The organism is Streptomyces sp. SA15 (assembly GCF_002291145.1).
GTDB lineage: Bacteria > Actinomycetota > Actinomycetes > Streptomycetales > Streptomycetaceae > Streptomyces.
In genome coordinates this window covers 1-14845 of record NZ_NTGE01000137.1, presented here as the reverse complement: position 1 = coordinate 14845, position 14845 = coordinate 1, and the positions used below count along the sequence as shown (strand labels likewise).

The 14845-nt window shown below is 69.4% G+C and carries 15 protein-coding genes; 8 read left to right on the top strand and 7 right to left on the bottom strand.

What is annotated here, in order from left to right:
• The first annotated feature begins 46 nt into the window (after positions 1-46).
• Positions 47-2593: an FHA domain-containing protein gene (locus CLM62_RS31785; RefSeq protein WP_179382304.1), complete on the top strand. Its 2547-nt coding sequence runs from the start codon at positions 47-49 to the stop codon at positions 2591-2593.
• A gap of 81 nt (positions 2594-2674) precedes the next feature.
• Here the strand turns inward: CLM62_RS31785 and CLM62_RS31780 are convergent, their stop codons facing one another.
• From CLM62_RS31780 to CLM62_RS31770, 3 genes are all read right to left on the bottom strand, one after another.
• Positions 2675-3427 carry a transglycosylase SLT domain-containing protein gene (locus CLM62_RS31780; RefSeq protein WP_095753347.1) on the bottom strand — a complete coding sequence of 251 codons (753 nt, stop codon included), beginning with the start codon at positions 3425-3427 and terminating at the stop codon, positions 2675-2677.
• A 299-nt stretch (positions 3428-3726) separates the two neighbouring features.
• The gene (locus CLM62_RS31775; protein WP_095753346.1) at positions 3727-4857 is read right to left on the bottom strand and encodes an S-adenosylmethionine:tRNA ribosyltransferase-isomerase; all 1131 of its coding nucleotides are present in this window, start codon (positions 4855-4857) and stop codon (positions 3727-3729) included.
• Positions 4854-5549, bottom strand: coding sequence for an SDR family oxidoreductase (locus tag CLM62_RS31770; protein ID WP_095753345.1), 696 nt, complete (start codon positions 5547-5549; stop codon positions 4854-4856). The genes CLM62_RS31775 and CLM62_RS31770 overlap by 4 nt, the downstream gene beginning before the upstream one ends.
• Before the next feature lie 186 nt (positions 5550-5735).
• Between CLM62_RS31770 and CLM62_RS31765 the strand changes: the two genes are divergently transcribed.
• The 3 genes from CLM62_RS31765 (at position 5736) to chpE (ending at position 7951) form a co-directional block, all read left to right on the top strand.
• Entirely contained in the window at positions 5736-6914 is a 1179-nt protein-coding gene (locus tag CLM62_RS31765) for a GAF domain-containing sensor histidine kinase (protein WP_095753344.1), read from the top strand.
• Complete coding sequence (locus CLM62_RS31760) at positions 6907-7548, top strand: response regulator transcription factor (RefSeq protein ID WP_095753343.1); 642 nt, start codon at positions 6907-6909, stop codon at positions 7546-7548. Before CLM62_RS31765 ends, CLM62_RS31760 begins: the two co-directional genes overlap by 8 nt.
• A gap of 157 nt (positions 7549-7705) precedes the next feature.
• Positions 7706-7951, top strand: coding sequence for a chaplin ChpE (chpE, locus tag CLM62_RS31755; RefSeq protein WP_095753342.1), 246 nt, complete (start codon positions 7706-7708; stop codon positions 7949-7951).
• 241 nt (positions 7952-8192) lie between these two features.
• On the opposite strand, the gene CLM62_RS31750 is transcribed toward chpE, so the two are convergent.
• Positions 8193-8981 (bottom strand): hypothetical protein, encoded by a 789-nt coding sequence (locus tag CLM62_RS31750; RefSeq protein ID WP_095753341.1) that lies wholly within the window; start codon positions 8979-8981, stop codon positions 8193-8195.
• Between the two features lie 151 nt (positions 8982-9132).
• Here CLM62_RS31750 and CLM62_RS31745 point away from each other — a divergent pair, with 151 nt between their 5' ends.
• From CLM62_RS31745 to CLM62_RS31735, 3 genes are all read left to right on the top strand, one after another.
• The gene (locus CLM62_RS31745; protein WP_095753340.1) at positions 9133-9930 is read left to right on the top strand and encodes an ABC transporter ATP-binding protein; all 798 of its coding nucleotides are present in this window, start codon (positions 9133-9135) and stop codon (positions 9928-9930) included.
• Between the two features lie 85 nt (positions 9931-10015).
• On the top strand, positions 10016-10447 hold the full coding sequence (locus CLM62_RS31740) for an NfeD family protein (RefSeq protein WP_095753339.1): 432 nt from the start codon (positions 10016-10018) through the stop codon (positions 10445-10447).
• A gap of 143 nt (positions 10448-10590) precedes the next feature.
• Positions 10591-11538 carry an SPFH domain-containing protein gene (locus CLM62_RS31735; protein ID WP_095753338.1) on the top strand — a complete coding sequence of 316 codons (948 nt, stop codon included), beginning with the start codon at positions 10591-10593 and terminating at the stop codon, positions 11536-11538.
• 65 nt (positions 11539-11603) lie between these two features.
• Here CLM62_RS31735 and CLM62_RS31730 read toward each other — a convergent pair whose 3' ends face one another.
• The 3 genes from CLM62_RS31730 to CLM62_RS31720 all read right to left on the bottom strand — a co-directional run bounded on the left by CLM62_RS31730 (position 11604) and on the right by CLM62_RS31720 (position 13663).
• Complete coding sequence (locus tag CLM62_RS31730) at positions 11604-12110, bottom strand: HNH endonuclease (protein ID WP_095753337.1); 507 nt, start codon at positions 12108-12110, stop codon at positions 11604-11606.
• Positions 12111-12298: 188 nt separating this feature from the next.
• Positions 12299-12838, bottom strand: a complete 540-nt coding sequence (locus tag CLM62_RS31725; RefSeq protein WP_095753336.1) for a YbhB/YbcL family Raf kinase inhibitor-like protein — start codon at positions 12836-12838, stop codon at positions 12299-12301.
• A 42-nt stretch (positions 12839-12880) separates the two neighbouring features.
• A complete protein-coding gene (locus tag CLM62_RS31720) occupies positions 12881-13663 on the bottom strand; it encodes a sporulation protein (RefSeq protein ID WP_095753335.1) in 783 nt (260 codons plus the stop codon).
• Positions 13664-13829: 166 nt separating this feature from the next.
• Here CLM62_RS31720 and CLM62_RS31715 point away from each other — a divergent pair, with 166 nt between their 5' ends.
• On the top strand, positions 13830-14468 hold the full coding sequence (locus CLM62_RS31715; protein ID WP_095753334.1) for a DNA-3-methyladenine glycosylase: 639 nt from the start codon (positions 13830-13832) through the stop codon (positions 14466-14468).
• The last annotated feature ends 377 nt before the right edge of the window (positions 14469-14845 follow it).

Below are 14845 nucleotides of genomic sequence, written 5' to 3'. Positions count from 1 at the left end.
TCCCTGTGATGGGGGTAACTCGGGGGACTACTCAGTGGGGCATGGAGTGCCGGAACTCGTACTGGAATTGAACGGACGGACCTGGACGCTCGATGCGTCCAGGCCATACACCCTCGGACGTGATCCGCAGGGGGACATCGTGCTCGACGACGCCAGAGTGTCCTGGCGTCACGCCACGATCAGCTGGAGCGGCCGGAGTTGGGTCATCGAGGACCACGGCAGCACCAACGGCACGTTCGTGCAGGGGCAGCGGATCCATCAGCTGGAGATCGGCCCCGGCTCGGCCGTGCACCTCGGCAACGCGACCGACGGACCGCGCGTGAACGTCTCCGGCGCGGCGGCGTCCGTCGCCTCGCCGCAGGTCCAGCCCCAGCAGCAGCCGTACGCGGCGCAGGGCGCGAACCCCGGCTGGGCGGCGGCCCAACAGGCCCCGCAGGCACCGCAGGTACCGCAGCAGCAGGCCCCGCAGGCCGGCTGGCAGCAGCCGCAGCAGGCCGCGCCGCAGCACGCCGCGCACATCCCGCCGCAACAGGGCCCCGGTGGTGGCGCGGGGGCGCCGCCGGTCTACGGCGATCGCAGCCCGACCACGTTCCACCAGTTCTCGCTCGGCCGCGTGATGCGTATCGGCCGTGCCCTGGAAAATGAACTGGTCGTCTCCGACCTCCAGGTCTCCCGGCACCACGCCGAGTTCCACGCCACACCCGACGGCCGCTACGAGATCCGCGACCTGGGCTCGCACAACGGCACGTACGTCAACGGCCAGCCCATCGCCAAGGGCGGCTCCACACTGCTCGGCCCGAACGACATCGTCGGCGTCGGCCACTCCACGTTCCGCCTGGTCGGCGACCGTCTCGAGGAGTTCGTCGACACCGGTGAGATCTCCTTCTCGGCCCGGCACCTGACCGTCACGGTCGACGGCGGCAAGCAGATCCTCAAGGACGTCTCCTTCGGCGTCCCGGAGAAGTCGCTGGTCGCGGTCATCGGCCCGTCCGGCTCGGGCAAGTCGACCCTGCTCAAGGCGCTGACCGGCTACCGGCCCGCCAACCAGGGCGACGTCCTGTACGACAACCGGAACCTGTACAAGCAGTTCGCCGAGCTGCGTCAGCGCATCGGTCTGGTCCCGCAGGACGACATCCTGCACAAGGAACTGACCGTCAAGAAGGCGCTCAAGTACGCGGCCAAGCTGCGCTTTCCCGCCGACACCACGGGCGCCGAGCGCGAGGCCCGCATCGACGAGGTGCTGCGCGAGCTGAAGCTGGACATCCACAAGGAGAAGAAGGTCACCTCCCTCTCCGGCGGCCAGCGTAAGCGCGTCTCCGTGGCCCTGGAGCTGCTCACCAAGCCGTCGCTGATCTTCCTGGACGAGCCGACCTCCGGCCTCGACCCGGGTATGGACCGTGACGTCATGCAGTTGCTGCGCGGCCTCGCCGACGACGGCCGCACCGTCCTCGTCGTCACCCACTCCGTGGCCGAGCTGGCGCTGTGCGACAAGCTGCTGGTGATGGCGCCGGGCGGTTCGGTCGCCTACTTCGGCCCGCCGGAGGAGGCGCTGAACTTCTTCGGCTACGACACTTGGGCAGATGTCTTCTCCGCCTTCGAGAACTACCGCGACTACGACTGGGCGGGCCGCTGGAAGGGCTCGCAGCACTACCAGATGTACGCCGCGGACATCGACGCGATTGCTCCGCAGTCCGTACAGATGCCTCCGATGCAGGCGATGAGGCCGCCCAAGCCGCAGGGCTGGATGTCCCAGTTCGTCACCCTGGTGCGCCGCTATGTCTCGGTGATCGCCTCCGACAAGGGCTTCCTGGCGCTGATGGTGATCCTGCCGGCCGTCCTCGGCGCGGTGAGCCTGCTCATCGACGCGGACAAGGGCCTGCTGCCGAATCCGGCCAACCCGCAGACCGGCCGGATCATCCCGAACGGCACGGCCACGACCGTCCTGCTGATCCTCGCGGTCGGCGCCTGCTTCGCCGGCGCGGCCAACTCCGTCCGTGAGCTGATCAAGGAACGGGTCATCTACGAACGGGAGCGCGCGACCGGCCTGTCCCGCTCCGCGTACCTGATGTCCAAGGTGTTCGTGCTCGGCCTGATCACCGTGCTCCAGGGCCTGATGGTCGGCGTCATCGGCTTCGCCAGCCGCGAGATCCCCGAGGAGGGCCTGGTCCTCGGCAGCGCCACGCTCATCGAGCTCTCCCTGCCGATCATGGCGCTGGGCTTCACCTCGATGATGTTCGGTCTGATGATGTCCTCACTGGTGAAGACGGCCGAGAAGACCATGCCGCTGCTGGTCATGTTCGCGATCATCCAGGTCGTGTTCACCGGCTGCCTGTTCACCCTGCACGGCTCGATCGGCGTCAACGAGTTCTCGTACCTGATGCCGTCGCGCTGGGCGGTCGCCGCCGCGGGCGCCACGCTGGACTTCAACAAGATCAGCCCGCCGGAGAAGCCCGGCGACACCGACCCGCTGTGGGAGAACACCCTCGGCGCCTGGGGCATGGACATGGCCGCCCTGATCGCCCTCGGCGTGATCTGCGGCTTCTTCGTGGCCCGCTTCCTGCGCCGCCACGAGCCCGAGGTCATGCGCAAGTAACCTCCGCCGTACGACGATGAAGGGCGGCGCCCCCGGTGGGGGTGCCGCCCTTCATCGTGCGGTCAGAGGCCCGCGCCGGACTCAGTACGCGCCGTTGACGTTGTCGATCGAGCCGTACTTGTCGGCCGCGTAGTTCGCGGCGGCCGTGATGTTGGCGATCGGGTCGTAGATGTTCCACGACGTGCCGGCCACGTGGTACGCCTTGAAGGTCGGCGGGATCACCTGGAGCAGGCCCTTGGAGGGCACGCCGTTGATGGCGTTGATGTCCCAGTTGTTGATCGCGTTCGGGTTGCCCGAGGACTCCCGCAGGATGTTGCGGTGCAGGCCGTCGTACGAGCCCGGGATGCCCTTCTTCTTCATGATGTCCAGGGACTCGCGGATCCAGCCGTCGAGGTTGTTGGAGTAACTCTTGGCTGCGACCGCCTTGACCTGGACGCGCATGATCGACCGGCTCGCGGGCTCGTTCCCCTCGCGCTCCTGCTCGGCCTTCTTCTCGGCGGCGGCTTCGGCGGCCTGCTGCTTCGCGGCCGCCTCGGCGGCCTTCTCCTTGGCAGCGGCTTCGGCCTCGGCCTTCTCGTTCGCCTGGAGGGCCTGGCCCTGGAGGCTGGCACCGGCGAGCTGCTCGCTGACGCCGGACTGCAGGCCCTCGAGCTGCTCGGAGCTGTAGGCCACCGGCTTCGAGGCGGCGGCCGCCTCGGACGTGGTCGTCTGCCCGCCCGGCACCGTGGTCAGCACGACGGCGGCGGCACCGAGTGTGGCGACACCGGCGATCGCGATCTTGTGCCTCCGGGTCAGGGCGCGACTGCGGTCACGAAGGGAAGTGTTCTTGGGCATGGCGGGTTGGACCTCTTCGAATAGCGCGGAGGTCGCTCATGTCCGGCGGGGGACACGGGTGCTTCCTGCACAAACGCCGCGGGCGGAACCCGCGGCGCTGAGCGACGGCAGCCATTCTTAGCGGCCGCAAAAAGGCCAGGCAAAGGTGTGACGTACTACCCCGGGTAGTGGATCAGGGAAGGGCAAAACGGGACAGACCAGAACGTCTGTCCCGTTCAGGGCGGAAGGCTTTGTCTCCTATTTCCCTTCGTACGTGATCTGCGCCCTATGTGCGGGCTCACATCGGGCAGGTAACAGTCTCACGAGCAGTTGCTGACGCAATGCTCTGTGTGAGGGGGTTCCTCCGGGAGAATGAGGTGTACGTCCCCGAACTCGTGCCACAGGTAGAGCCCCCGCAGCGCCTCCTCGTAGGCGCGGTCGATCGCCGGCCGCCCGGCGACCGCCTCCAGCATCAGCAGATGCGAGGCCTCCGGCTCGTGCAGCCCGGTCAGCAGCCTGTCGACCACCCGTACGCCCCGCTCGGGCGTCACCACGAGGTCGGTCCATCCCTCGGTTCCCCGCGCGACCCCGTCGGGCCCCGCGGCCGTCTCCACGGCCCGTACGGCCGTCGTACCGACCGCCACCACCCGGCCGTCCCCCGCCTTGACCGCGTTGATCATCCGCGCCGAAGCCTCCGGCACCGCGAAGCGCTCCGGATACGGCGGCTCGTGCGCCTGAGCCGAGGCCACCCCGGTGTGCAGCGTGATCGGCGCGAACTGCACACCCCGGCTCACCAGCTCCGCCACCAGCCGCGCCGTGAAGGGCCGCGCCGCACTCGGCATCTCCGCACTGCCCGATCCGTCGGCGGACGGCAGCGCGAACACCGTCTGGTAGACGGACAACGGCTGGTCCCGCTCCGTATAGGAGTAACGAATCGGCCGCCCGTGCTCCCGCAGCATCCCGGGGACCCCCGAGCCTTTGGACGCCGACACCCGTGCCCACCACAGCCGCCCGCTCTCCGCGCTCACGGGCTCCTCCAGGACGAGCCGCACATCCCCGGGCAGCCGCACCCGCGTCCCCGCGGGACCGCCCGCACGCGCGCGCGTGGTGCCCTTCCCGTGGGCGTCCCGCAGCTCGACCGCCCACCGCCCGTCGTCCCCGCGCGTGGAGAAGTGCACCACCACGCGCGCGTGCCCGATCCACCCGTCCACGGCGGCGGCCAGCGTGGGAGACGTGTTGACGACCAACAGGTCCCCCGCGCGCAGCAGCCGGGGCAGTTCGACGAACGCGTGGTGCGACACCTCACTGCCGCGCGACACGAGCAGCCGTACGGCATCCCGGTCGAGCCCGGCCCCGCGCTGCTCGACCGGCACCCGGGCCGACAGCTCCTCCGGCACCCTCCCCCACTCTCGAACGGGCTCGAGCGGGGGCACCCCCATCGCCAGCGTCATCGCCCCTCCAGCAGGGCGGGAGCCCCGTAGCGCCCGCTCGCGGGACGCTCCTGAAGCAGCCGCAGGAACGCCGGGACCACACTGGCCGGCTCCGGCCGCGGATCCTCGTCCTCCGGTACGGCCGCCGCGTACAGGTCTGTGGCCATGTCCCCGGGATCCACCGCCCAGACCCGCAGCCCGGGCTCCTCCGCGGCGAACACCGCCGCCAGGTGGTCCAGGGCCGCCTTCGACGCCCCGTAGCCGCCCCACGTCTCGTACGCCTCGGCGGCCGCGTCCGAGCTGACCGCGATCACCGTGCCCGCCGCGGACGCCCGCAGCAGCGGCAGCGCCTCCTGGGTCAGCCCCAGCGCGGCCACCACGTTCACCTCCAGCGCCCGCCGCAGCCCCTTAAGGGGTAGCTCCGCCAGTCGGACCAGCGGCTCGGCGCCCAGTGCGCTCGCGTTGTTCACCAGCAGGTCGAGCCCGCCGAGCTGCCGCGCCGCCGCCACCAGCTCGCTGCGGTGCCGGGCGTCCGTGACGTCCCCCGGCAGGGCGGTCACGCGCGTCCCGTGCGCGGACACGGCCTCTGCCGCCTCCTTGAGGGCCTGAGCGCCTCTGGCGTCGAGCACCAGATCCCAGCCGCGCGCGGCCAGCGCCTCGGCGAGCGCCCGCCCCAGCCCCTTCGAGGCCCCCGTGATGATCGCTACCGGCATGACACACGTCCCCTCGTTCTCGACGCCTCCTGATCGGCGTGCCCCCAACGTAGGAACCGGACCGCCCGGTCCGCCTCGGACGCGGGCAGCAAAGCGGCGGGGTCCTTCGCCCTAGGCCCACCGGCCTAGGAGGCGGCCGCCACAGGTCCGATACGGACTGTCACACCCCGCCGGTACCGTGAGGTCATGAGTCAAGGCCCCCGGTCCGGCCTCGCCGCGGTGAGCTCCGCGCTGCTGGCCATGAGCAGGCACCTAGAGGTGCGCGACGTCCTGAAGACGATCGTCGCCTCGGCCCGCGAGCTGCTCGACGCGCAGTACGCCGCGCTCGGCGTCCCCGACGACCACGGCGGGTTCGCCCAGTTCGTGGTCGACGGCGTCAGTGACGCGCAGTGGAAGGCCATCGGCCCCCTTCCGCGCCAGCACGGCATCCTCGCCTCGATGCTGCACGAGGCCAGGCCCGAGCGTCTAGCCGACGTGCGCAAGGACCCCCGCTTCGAGGGGTGGCCGTCCGCCCACCCCGACCTGGCCGACTTCCTGGGTCTGCCGATCCGCGACGGCGACGAGGTCCTAGGCGCGCTCTTCCTCGCCAACAAGCTGCATCCTGTGGGGGGACACCCCCCACACCCCCCGTGCCCGAAGCCGGAAGGCGGTTGCGGCTTCACAGAGGACGACGAGGAACTGCTCTCCATTCTCGCCCAGCACGCCGCGATCGCGTTGACCAACGCCAGGCTCTACGAACGCAGCCGCGAACTGACGATCGCCGAGGAACGCTCGCGCCTCGCGCACGAACTGCACGACGCGGTCAGCCAGAAACTGTTCTCGCTGCGCCTGACGGCCCAGGCGGCCGCCACCCTGGTCGACCGCGATCCCTCCCGCGCGAAGGGCGAGCTCCAGCAGGTGGCCGCGCTCGCCGCCGAGGCCGCCGACGAACTGCGCGCCGCCGTTGTCGAGTTGCGCCCCGCGGCCCTCGACGAGGACGGCCTGGTCGCGACCCTCCGCACCCAGATCCAGGTCCTCGACCGTGCCCACGCCGCCCGCGTGACCTTCGCCGGCCGAGGCGTCCGCGCCCTGCCCGCCGCCCAGGAGGAGGCCCTGCTCAGGGTCGCCCAGGAGGCCCTGCACAACGCCCTGCGGCACTCCGGAGCCGAGCACGTCGACGTGACCCTGGACCGACGCGGCAGCGGAGCCGTCCTGCGGGTCACCGACGACGGCAGCGGCTTCGACCCGCAGGGGATACGCCGCGCGGGACGCCACCTGGGCCTGGTCTCCATGCGGGACCGGGCGAGCGGGGTCGGCGGCGCGCTGACCGTGGAATCGGCGCCCGGCAAGGGCACCACGATCGAGATGGAGGTCCCCGGTGGCTGACACAATCAAGGTGCTGCTCGTCGACGACCACCAGGTGGTCCGCCGGGGACTGCGCACGTTCCTCGAAGTGCAGGACGACATCGAGGTCGTGGGCGAGGCGGCCGACGGAGCCGAAGGAGTCGCCCGCGCCGAGGAGCTGAAACCCGACGTCGTCCTCATGGACGTCAAGATGCCGGGCATGGACGGCGTCGACGCCCTGCGCAAGCTGCGCGAACTCGACAACCCCGCGCGCGTGCTGATCGTCACCAGCTTCACCGAACAGCGCACGGTCGTCCCGGCCCTGCGCGCCGGCGCCGCCGGGTACGTCTACAAGGACGTCGATCCCGACGCCCTGGCCGGCGCCATCCGTTCCGTGCACGCCGGCCACATCCTGCTCCAGCCCGAGGTTGCGGGCGCCCTGTTGTCCCAGGAAGAGACCAACGCCGGCCAGGGCAGGGGCGGTTCGCTCACCGAGCGGGAACGCGAGGTGCTCGGGCTGATAGCGGACGGCCGCTCCAACCGGGAGATCGCCCGCGCCCTCGTCCTCTCCGAGAAGACCGTCAAGACGCACGTCTCGAACATCCTGATGAAACTCGACCTCGCCGACCGCACCCAGGCCGCCCTGTGGGCCGTACGCCATGGTGTGACCGGCTGAAATTCTCTTCAGATGGCAATACGGAGGGTTCCGCTCCGGACTGAGATTCATACCGTCGTGGGAATGTCCCCCGGATGGCGCATCCTTCGAGGATCTCCGCCGTTCTCCAGTGCGTGCTGCGGCGACTGGCCGTGGCAATCGCTAGGAGGGCTTAGAAGTGAAGAACCTGAAGAAGGCAGCGGCCGTGACGATGGTGGCCGGCGGTCTGCTCGCCGCCGGTGCCGGGATGGCCTCCGCCACCGACGGCGCGCACGCCGACGGCAAGGCCGTGGGCTCGCCCGGCGTCGCCTCGGGCAACCTCGTCCAGGCCCCGGTGGACATCCCGGTAAACGCGGTCGGCAACAGCGTGAACGTCGTCGGCGTGCTGAACCCCGCCTTCGGCAACACGGGCGTCAACCACTGACTGATGCCGCCCAGCGGCCAGTGACCTCCGGCCTCCCGGGCGTGCCCGGGAGGCCGGTCAGTTTTCGCCGCCGCTACCGCCACAGGCAGCGGCACCCGCCCAGCCGCGGTCAGCCGCGCCGTCAGGCTGCGGGCGTTCGATCCGCCTAGCCTGCGGGCAGTCGTGCCGCTGGGGCGGCACGGGTGGGCGCAGGCGGCACCCCGTCAGCGCCGGGCTGCGCGACCCACCAGCAAACCGGCGCTCACCGCACCCCCTTCTCCCGCTCCTCCACATACGCGTTGTAAGCAGCGACAGCAGCCCGCCGAGCCGTCCGCTCCACCGGCCGCAACGCAACCCCCCGCGCCGCCATCTCGGAAGCACTCACCGCGCCCCCGGGCCCGTTCTCAGACGCCAGCGACACCAGGAACCCGACCCGCTGCGCCAACTCCAGCACCCGCACCGCCCGCCCCGGATACCCCGGAGCCAACACCTCCCGCCCCCGCTCGGCCCGAGCCCGATACGCCTCGATCGCCGCCTCGGCCACCGGCCCCGACCCGGCCACATCCAGCCGAGTGAGCACCTCGGTCGCCTCCCGCAACGCCTCCGCCAGCTCCCGCTCGGCCTCCCCGAGCGACGGCACATCGGCCGGCGGCGCTTCCCGCACGGGAAGCACATGCCACACCACCTCGACATGCACATCACCCTCGGGCCCGGCCTCATACACTTCGGGCACCAGCCCCAGCGCGACGCCATGACAGACGACCGCCTCCTCCGCGTCCAGCGCCCGCGCGTTGAACTCCGGCGGCCCGCTCAGCCCCAGCGGATGCCCGGGCGCGGGCAGCGCGACCCGCAGCCCCGTCACACCGAGCGACCGCAGTCGCCCCAGCGTGAGCGTGAGCCCGACGGGCACCGCCTCACCCGGCAGCCCCTCGACCCGGTGCACCGCGTCCTCCCCGACGATCGCGAGCACGGCGTCGTCCGGCGAGACAAGTCCGGCCAACAGGGCATTTCCCCAAGCGGCAAGGCGTCCAGAGCGTGGTTCCGTGAGCATGCCCCCACCCTAAGGACCGGACCGATGGAATGTCCGGGCCCACCCGTGGCGTAGATTTCCTTGAGGGCTGCGCCCACCGGCGCGGCGGACCGAGCCACAGGCTTACGCGACAGCCGAGACCGGCCACACTGCAAGGGGAGACAACGCGCTCATGAGCGATGTTCTGGAGCTTCAGGACGTATCCGTGGTCCGCGAGGGCCGGGCTCTGGTGGACCAGGTCTCCTGGTCGGTGAAGGAGGGCGAGCGCTGGGTCATCCTCGGCCCGAACGGCGCCGGCAAGACCACCCTCCTGAACGTCGCCTCCAGCTACGTCTACCCCAGCAAGGGCACTGCCACCATCCTCGGCGAGACCCTCGGCACACCCGGCACCGACGTCTTCGAGCTGCGCCCGCGCATCGGCATGGCCGGCATCGCCATGGCCGACAAGCTGCCCAAGCGCCAGACCGTCCTGCAGACCGTGCTGACCGCCGCGTACGGCATGACGGCCACCTGGCAGGAGGACTACGAGGAGATCGACGAGCAGCGCGCCCGCGCCTTCCTCGACCGCCTCGGCATGAGCGACTACATGGAGCGCAAGTTCGGCACGCTCTCCGAGGGCGAGCGCAAGCGCACCCTCATCGCCCGTGCCCTGATGACCGACCCCGAGCTGCTCCTGCTCGACGAGCCCGCCGCCGGCCTCGACCTCGGCGGTCGCGAGGACCTCGTACGCCGTCTCGGCCGCCTCGCCCGCGACCCGATCGCCCCCTCGATGCTGATGGTCACCCACCACGTCGAGGAGATCGCCCCCGGCTTCACCCACGTCCTGATGATCCGTCAGGGCAAGGTCCTCGCCGCCGGCCCGCTGGAGCTGGAGCTCACCTCGCGCAACCTCTCCCTCTGCTTCGGGCTCCCGCTCGTCGTCGAACAGGTGGGCGACCGTTGGACCGCACAGGGTCTCCCGATGGCCTGACACCCCCCAACTCCCGGGTAAGAAGCCCGTTTCAACGCATCTTGCGCCCTGTCGGAGGCAGGACCCGCGGACCTACCATGACCATGTGAACGACATCGACGCATGGGTGTGGTGGCTCATCGGCGCGGCAGCCCTCGGAATCCCGCTCGTGGTGACGGCGATGCCGGAACTCGGCATGCTCGCCGTGGGCGCCCTCGCCGCTGCGGCGACGGCCGGAATCGGCGGCGGTGTCGTCGTCCAGGTACTTGTCTTCGCCGTCGTCTCGGTCGCCCTCATCGCCGTAGTACGGCCCATCGCCACCCGGCACCGCGCACAGCGACCCCAACTCGCCACGGGTGTGGACGCCTTGAAGGGCAAACAGGCCGTCGTACTGGAGCGCGTCGACGGCTCCGGCGGCCGTATCAAGCTCGCCGGGGAAGTCTGGTCGGCCCGCTCCCTCGACACCGGCCGCGCCTACGAAGTAGGCCAGGAAGTGGACGTCGTGGAGATCGAGGGGGCCACGGCGATCGTCATGTGACCTCGTCAATCGGGGCAAGACGTAACTGAACCGAACGCACCACGAGGTACGCGACGGTCTGTCACACTCGACCAGCAAGATCTTCAACAAGCATAAGATCTTTCCGAAGGCGCCTAGGCGGAGAAGGGTACGGGGAGAGCACGATGGAACCGGTCATCATCGTCTTGATCATTCTGGTGGTGTTGGTCTTCATCGCCCTGATCAAGACGATCCAGGTCATCCCGCAGGCGAGCGCCGCCATTGTCGAGCGCTTCGGCCGCTACACGCGGACACTCAATGCGGGACTCAACATCGTCGTCCCGTTCATCGACACCATCCGCAACCGCATCGACCTGCGTGAACAGGTCGTTCCCTTCCCGCCCCAGCCGGTGATCACCCAGGACAACCTGGTGGTGAACATCGACACGGTCATCTACTACCAGGTGACCGACGCCCGGGCGGCGACCTACGAAGTCGCCAGCTACATCCAGGCGATCGAGCAGCTCACCGTCACCACACTCCGCAACATCATCGGTGGCATGGACCTCGAGCGGACCCTGACCTCCCGCGAGGAGATCAATGCGGCCCTGCGCGGCGTCCTCGACGAGGCCACCGGCAAGTGGGGCATCCGCGTCAACCGCGTGGAACTGAAGGCCATCGAGCCCCCCACCTCCATCCAGGACTCGATGGAGAAGCAGATGCGCGCCGACCGTGACAAGCGCGCCGCGATCCTCACCGCCGAAGGTACGCGCCAGGCCGCCATCCTCACCGCCGAAGGTGAGAAGCAGTCCCAGATCCTGCGCGCCGAGGGTGAGGCCAAGGCCGCCGCCCTGCGCGCCGAGGGCGAAGCCCAGGCCATCCGTACGGTCTTCGAGTCGATCCACGCCGGAGACGCGGACCAGAAGCTCCTCGCCTACCAGTACCTCCAGATGCTCCCGAAGATCGCCGAGGGCGACGCCAACAAGCTGTGGATCGTGCCCAGCGAGATCGGCGACGCGCTCAAGGGACTGAGCGGTGCCATGGGCAACTTCGGCCCGATGGTCGGAGGTTCGGGCGGTTCGGGCAACGGCGGCACGGGCACGGAACGCCGCGAGAAGCCGTCGATCGACTGACGAGATCCTCATACGAGACTGGGGCCCACCTCCCGCGGGAGGTGGGCCCCAGATCTACGTACGGCCTAGGCGGCGGGCTGAGCCAGCCACTCCGGCAGCGCGTCGAAGTCGTCCTGCCCCAGAGCCAGCAGCATCGCGTCCGCCGGCGTCGGCTCGAACGGCTCCCGCAGCAGCGGCATACCCGCCTGCTCCGGAGTCCGGTTGGCCTTGCGGTGGTTGTCCTCCGCGCACGAGGCCACCGTGTTCAGCCAGGTGTCCTGACCACCCTGCGACCGCGGCACCACATGGTCCACGGTCGTCGCCCGCCGGCCGCAGTACGCGCACCTGTGCCGGTCACGCACCAGGACACCGCGCCTCGACCACGGAGCTTGTCTTCGGAAGGGCACCCGTACGTACCTGCACAGCCTGATCACCCGGGGCGCCGGTATGTCGACCGCGGCTCCGCGCATGCGCAGTTCGGGGTGGGACTGCTCGACGACGGCCTTGTCCTGAAGCACCAGAACGACGGCTCGGTTCAACGTCACCGTCGACAGCGGCTCGAAGCTCGCGTTCAGTACCAGCGTGTCCCGCATCACCAGCCCACCTCCCGTGTGCACCGGCCCACCCCCTGGCGGGCTGGGATCAACTCTGGCCGGGCACGCCGAGATGGACAACGCAATATCTGCTGCTCCGCGAGGGGTGACCCCCGCGACCCCCGGCAACAAAAATGCCCGCCCCTGATCACTTCCAAGACCAGGGGCGGGCAAACGTTCTCTGAACGTCAGGCTTCGGTGGGCACCTCGTACTCACCGATCAACTGGGCGCGCGCGATCGTGTGGAACCGCAGGTTGAAGCCCACGAAGGCAGGCGTCGCATCCGCGTCGGGGCCCAGCTTCTCCTGGTCCACGGCGTACACCGTGAACACGTACCGGTGCGGTCCGTCTCCGGGCGGCGGCGCGGCACCACCGAAGTCCTTCGACCCGTAGTCGTTGCGCGCCTGTACGGCACCCTCCGGCAGCCCCTCGAACTTGCCGCTGCCCGCACCCGCCGGCAGCTCGGTCACCGAGGCCGGAATGTCGAACACCACCCAGTGCCAGAACCCGCTGCCCGTCGGAGCGTCGGGGTCGTAGCAGGTCACGGCGAAGCTCTTGGTCTCGGGCGGGAAGCCCTCCCACCGCAGATGCGGCGAGGTGTTGCCGGCCGCGTAGACCTGAGCGTCCTTGAGCGTCGCACCCTCCGCGACGTCCTCGCTCGTCACCGTGAACGACGGCACGGGCGGATGGAAGTCGTGGGGGAGCGGCCGCCTCTTGAGCTCGGTCACCTCGGTACCTCCTGATCGATTCTGGAGTCAGTGGTTCCGAGCCTAGAACCAATTGCGCTTGCTGCCGACTTCGGACAGCCACTGGTTGAGGTACGCCGCCCAGTCGGTGTTCTGGTAGTCGTGCAGACCCACCTGGAACGAGCGGAAGGTGTCACTGCCCTCGCTGAACAGCCCCGGCTTCTTGTCCATCTCCAGGACGACGTCCATCGCGCTCTCGTCCGCGACGAAGCTCAGCTCGACCTGGTTCAGACCCCGGTACTGCTGCGGCGGCAGGAACTCGATCTCCTGGTAGAACGGCAGCTTCTGCCGCGTCCCGCGAATGCGGCCGCGCTCCATGTCCGCGTTCTTGAAACGGAAGCCCAGCTGGATGAACGCGTCCAGAATCGCCTTCTGCGCGGGCAGCGGGTGCACATTGACCGGGTCCAGGTCACCGGAGTCCACCGCGCGGGCGATCTCCAGCTCCGTGGACACACCGATGTGCATCGACGGCAGCGCGCGTCCGTCGATCATCGTGATCGGCGTCTCCCACGGGATCTCCAGCCCGAACGGCACCGCGTGCACGGCATTCGCCTTCAGCTCGAAGGCCCCGCCGAGCTGCTGCTTGGTGAATTCGATGTCCTGCTTGTACTCCTGGTCGCCGCTCTCGACCTCGACCTTGGCCTGCAACCCGACCGACAGCGCCTCGATCTGCTGGTCGACGGACCCGCCCTGGATCCGCACCTCACCCTGGACGACACCGCCCGGAACGACGTTGACCTCGGTCAGCACCGTCTCCACCGAAGCCCCGCCGGCCCCCAGGCTCGCGAGCAGCTTCTTGAACGCCATGTCTCTCCCTCGTCCTGCTTCTTGAGCTTCCTGCGCTTCACGCGCGCGGGTCCTTGATCCATACAAACGCGATCCGACCGCGGCCGGTTCCGCGCCTCACCCTGGCAAGGCGAACGCCCCTTGACCACCCCGTCGCCCCCACCCGTCTGCACTACCCTCGGAGGGCATGATCGCGACCGACCGTACGCCCCTGCCCCGAGACTTCTTCGACCGGCCCGTACTGGACGTCGCTCCCGACCTCCTGGGCCGCATCCTCGTGCGCACCACCCCGGACGGTCCGATCACGCTCCGCCTCACGGAGGTCGAGGCCTACGACGGCCCGAACGACCCCGGCTCCCACGCCTATCGCGGCCGCACGGCCCGCAACGGCGTGATGTTCGGTCCGCCCGGACACGTGTACGTCTACTTCACCTATGGCATGTGGTTCTGCATGAACCTCGTCTGCGGTCCGGAGGGCCGAGCCAGCGCCGTCCTCCTCCGCGCCGGAGAGATCATCGAAGGCACCGAACTGGCTCGCAAACGTCGACTCTCGGCCCGAAACGACAACGAACTGGCCAAAGGCCCGGCCCGCCTGGCCACGGCCCTGGGTGTCGACAGAGCCCTGGACGGCACGGACGCGTGCGCGGCCGGCGATACGCCGCTGCGGGTGCTGGCCGGTAGCTCCGTGCCCCCCGACCAGGTACTCAGCGGCCCGCGCACCGGCGTGGCCGGCGACGGTGGCGTCCATCCCTGGCGTTACTGGATCGCCAACGACCCGACGGTGAGCCCTTATCGGGCCCATGCCCCCAGGCGCCGCCGAAGTTGACTCGCCCTCCGAAGGTGCGTAATGTAGCCCGAGCCGCTGAACCGGGTACGGCGAAAGCCAGCAGCCGGAAGCGGCCAACCCACTACCTACGACTCCCCTCCAGCGAGGGCGAATTCGGTATGCCTGCATGCCTGAATTCAGACTCGCGGAACTCGATTATGAGTTGGCTCGGGAATCGGTTAACGTAGTGAATGTCGAAAGGCCCCGCCGACCGGGAATCAGGCCCGAAAGGATCTGATAGAGTCGGAAACGCAAGACCGAAGGGAAGCGCCCGGAGGAAAGCCGCGAGAGAGTCTCTCGGGTGAGTACAAAGGAAGCGTCCGTTCCTTGAGAACTCAACAGCGTGCCAAAAGTCAACGCCAGATATGTTGATACCC

Excerpts from the sequence above, each read along its gene's own strand:
- CLM62_RS31765 (WP_095753344.1), top strand. The coding sequence starts at position 5,736 with ATGAGTCAAGGCCCCCGGTCCGGCCTCGCCGCGGTGAGCTCCGCGCTG.
- CLM62_RS31745 (WP_095753340.1), top strand. The coding sequence starts at position 9,133 with ATGAGCGATGTTCTGGAGCTTCAGGACGTATCCGTGGTCCGCGAGGGC.
- CLM62_RS31735 (WP_095753338.1), top strand. The coding sequence starts at position 10,591 with ATGGAACCGGTCATCATCGTCTTGATCATTCTGGTGGTGTTGGTCTTC.
- CLM62_RS31770 (WP_095753345.1), bottom strand. The coding sequence starts at position 5,549 with ATGCCGGTAGCGATCATCACGGGGGCCTCGAAGGGGCTGGGGCGGGCG.
- CLM62_RS31750 (WP_095753341.1), bottom strand. The coding sequence starts at position 8,981 with ATGCTCACGGAACCACGCTCTGGACGCCTTGCCGCTTGGGGAAATGCC.
- CLM62_RS31730 (WP_095753337.1), bottom strand. The coding sequence starts at position 12,110 with ATGCGGGACACGCTGGTACTGAACGCGAGCTTCGAGCCGCTGTCGACG.
- CLM62_RS31780 (WP_095753347.1), bottom strand. The coding sequence starts at position 3,427 with ATGCCCAAGAACACTTCCCTTCGTGACCGCAGTCGCGCCCTGACCCGG.
- CLM62_RS31715 (WP_095753334.1), top strand. The coding sequence starts at position 13,830 with ATGATCGCGACCGACCGTACGCCCCTGCCCCGAGACTTCTTCGACCGG.
- CLM62_RS31775 (WP_095753346.1), bottom strand. The coding sequence starts at position 4,857 with ATGACGCTGGCGATGGGGGTGCCCCCGCTCGAGCCCGTTCGAGAGTGG.
- CLM62_RS31720 (WP_095753335.1), bottom strand. The coding sequence starts at position 13,663 with ATGGCGTTCAAGAAGCTGCTCGCGAGCCTGGGGGCCGGCGGGGCTTCG.